At 68.4% G+C, this 3,182-nt stretch carries 3 protein-coding genes; all 3 read right to left on the bottom strand.

Annotated features, from left to right (window positions below; genetic code table 11):
• Positions 1-47 precede the first annotated feature (47 nt).
• Complete coding sequence (locus HGB39_RS37845; RefSeq protein WP_247607636.1) at positions 48-1,097, bottom strand: site-specific integrase; 1,050 nt, start codon at positions 1,095-1,097, stop codon at positions 48-50.
• Positions 1,098-1,660: 563 nt separating this feature from the next.
• Entirely contained in the window at positions 1,661-1,978 is a 318-nt protein-coding gene (locus tag HGB39_RS37840; protein WP_041810958.1) for a helix-turn-helix domain-containing protein, read from the bottom strand.
• Positions 1,979-1,980: 2 nt separating this feature from the next.
• A complete protein-coding gene (locus HGB39_RS37835) occupies positions 1,981-3,033 on the bottom strand; it encodes a tyrosine-type recombinase/integrase (protein WP_081276691.1) in 1,053 nt (350 codons plus the stop codon).
• Positions 3,034-3,182: the final 149 nt, after the last annotated feature.

The following is a 3,182-nucleotide window of genomic DNA, read 5'->3' as shown; positions in this document are numbered from 1 at the left end:
AAAGCGCACATGTTCGCGCGAACGTGTGCGAGGTGACGCCTGAACTGTCACGGGTTCGGCAGGCGGGCGGTGTCGACGTGGTCGGAGAGGTAGGCGATGACGGCCTCGTTGCGCATGCCGTAAGCGGCGGCGACGAGTTTCGCATCGACGGTGCCGACGAGGTCGACCAGCCGGGTGGAGCGCAGGATTCTGGGTTGGATACCGACCGCGCGCAGGGTGTGCTTGACGTAGCTGTCGGAGGCGGCCGTGCGGGTGGCCTTGGTCTGCATGGTGATCAGCACATGGGAGTTACTGCTGCCCAGGTTCCGACGGTGCTGCAGGCAGCGTTGCAGCGCGGTCCAGGTCCACGGGTCCAACGGTGTGGGATGCGGTCGACGCCCCAGCCTGATGCGGTGCTGGTCATGGTCGATGTCGTCGTCGGCGAGGTGCTGCAGGTCCTGGGTGGTCGCGCCGTGCAGCAGGGCGGCAAGCCCGACGAACGCCTCGTGTGGGTGCACGTGGGGGTCGGTGCTCCATCGCCGGAACAATTCGCGCTGGCGGTCGACGGGAAGCGTCGGTCCGCGGAATGCCATGGTCTGTGGCGCTTGCACCCCGGCGGTGGGATTGATGAGCATCAACCGTCGGCGCAGCGCGTAGCGGCAGAACTGCCGCAGACCGGTCAGATAGAAGGAGCGCCGGCGGGGATGTGCGTGCAGGAACGCTTCGATGTCGCCGACATCGACGACGGCCCAGTCGGTTTTGCCGCGGCGGGTGGTCAGAAACTCGGTGAAGTCGCGCAGGGCGGTCAAGCGCGCTTCGAGCGTGGCGTGCCCGCGCGGGTGGGTGCCGGTGCGGCGGGCACGGTCGCGGCCGGCGACCAGGTGCTCGGCGAACCCGATTACCGCAGGTCGTAGCGGTGCGGGCACGGCGTCGATGCGGGACTGGCGGCGGGCGGCGGCGCGGCGTTCCTCCCGGTCCGGCGGCAGTGCCAGCTTGCTCGCGGTGAGGAAGTCCTCGAGGGCCCGCGCGAGCGGCACATCGGCGGCGACAGCGTCCAGGAGTGCCTGCGGATGCACCGGGGCATCGTCGGTCAGGTGTTTGCCGAGTCGGGTGAGCATGGCGCACGCGCGGCTGGGGTGATGGCGGCCGACCAGGTAGGCGGCGAATCCGCCCAGCCAGCTGGGCGGATCATCCAGTGTTTCAGCGAGATTGGCGGCGCGGACGGTGATCCTGTGCGGCGAGCGTTCCCAACAGGGTCGGCACCGCCCGGCGCCGGTCAGTCGGGTGACCCGGCCGCAGTCGACGCAGGCTGTATCCGGATTCGGTGGCCGGCCCGGATGTGAACACGGGCCGCAGTAGCCGGTGTCGGATCGCAAGTCCCGGCGTTTGCCGCAGCGCGGGCATTCGGCTCGATCGGCGTCTCGCCGTTGCCGTCGGAGACATTCCTTGCACAGGTCTCGGGCGACGAACAGCACCGGCGCGTCGCAGATCCGGCAGGTGCGCGAGCAGCGCACGCAGCGGTCGGTGTCCGGTTGCAGGACCCGGTCGGCACCGCAGCCCGGGCAGCGGTGTGTGACCGGGGCGTGCGAGGCCGCCCAGTGGCAGCGTGCACACAGGTCACGGTCGGGTTTGCCGACCGCGCGGCCGCAGCGACGGCAGTCCCGGATCCGGAGGGTCATGCTCAGATCGGCGGCATCGACCGGCCCCGCCGCGATGCCTGTGTGTCGTTCGCCGCGACCTTGGTCGGGTTCGACGAGATCGGTTGTGCGACTGGGGTGGTATCGATGTCGAACAGGTCGTTCGGTGTGCAGTCCAAGGCGGTGCACAGCGCGATCAGGGTGGTCAGCTTGATCTGGCTGGGTTGTTTGGTGAACAACGCCGACACCGACGCCGAGGACAGTTCCAATCCGGCCTTCTCCGCGAGCAGCCGTTGCAGCTGGGTGCCGGTCCAGACCTCGCGGTGGGCGGCGGCCATCCGGAGTTTCCACCTGATCTGCATGCTCACTCCTGTCCAGTCAACTCGGTCAGCGTCGCCGAGATCGCGCGCTGGTAGGCGTCTTCGATGAACGTTTCCGACGGGCGCACATACCGCATGGTCGACGCCACCGTCCAGTGCCCTAGAAGTTGTTGTATAGCAACCAGATCCACGCCGCGCTCGTAGTTGTGTGTGGCGCACGCGCGCCGCATCCCGTGCGGGCTGAACCACTCCGCTTCGGGCCGACCCTCCACGCTCATCAAGTGCCGCAACCGATTGCGGATCGTGGCCGCGGCCATCCGGCCGCCGGACTCGTCACACAGCAGCACCGAGCTGTCCGGGAACCGGCCGCGCACGTCATCGAGATACCAGCGCAACACCAGATCCAGCCCGTCCAGCATCGGTACCCAGCGCGGCCGCGGCCCGGATCCCTTGGCGCCCTTCCCGAAGCGCACATGCAGTTTGCCGAACGTGCCACGCCCGAAGTGCACGTCGCCGCGGTCGAGCATCGCCACCTCCTCGGCGCGCACTCCGGCGTGATACAGCGTGCGGAACAATGCGTAGTCCCGCGCGGCCGGGCCGTACTTGCGCGCCGTTGCAATTCGCGCCTTGAGGAACTCGAAGAATGCCGCCACCCGCTCCGGCGCCGGCGGCGGGTTCGCGGTTGGCGAGTCGTCGCCGACGTGTCGGGCGGCGTTGAACTCGTCCAGCGGACAGGCCAGCCGCACGCCGAACGCTGCCTCGATCTCCGCCGCTTTGCGAACCTCGAGGAACCGGTGAAAGCCCTTGAACACCTGCACGTAGTTCCGACGCGTCGACACCGCTCGACCCGAGCTGGCCAGCTCGCCCACCACCCGGTCGACATCGGCGGCGGTCACCTCCCACACCGGCCGACCCAGCCCCGCCAGCATCCGCTCCAGCACACCGACATCGTTCGCGATCGTCGAGTCCGCGAACCCACGCACGGTCCACGACGCGACGAACGCCTCCACGCATTCGGCCTGGAACCGCTGCGGATCTCGCATCGCCACGCCCGGTGTGACCTCGCCCGGGATCACCCGCAGTCGCCCGTCACCCACCGCACACCTTCCTCACACCAAGGGTTTCGTGGCAGTACCTTAACTCGCGGGCTTACACCTCGAAGATCAACGACACACCGATCAGTGGGAAAACCTCAGGCAGCAGCACGAAACTCCGGAAAGGAACCTGTGCGCGTTCCATATCCCTC

It is taken from the genome of Rhodococcus opacus, assembly GCF_012396235.1.
GTDB lineage: Bacteria > Actinomycetota > Actinomycetes > Mycobacteriales > Mycobacteriaceae > Rhodococcus_F > Rhodococcus_F opacus.
This window is presented reverse-complemented; position numbering and strand designations above follow the sequence as displayed.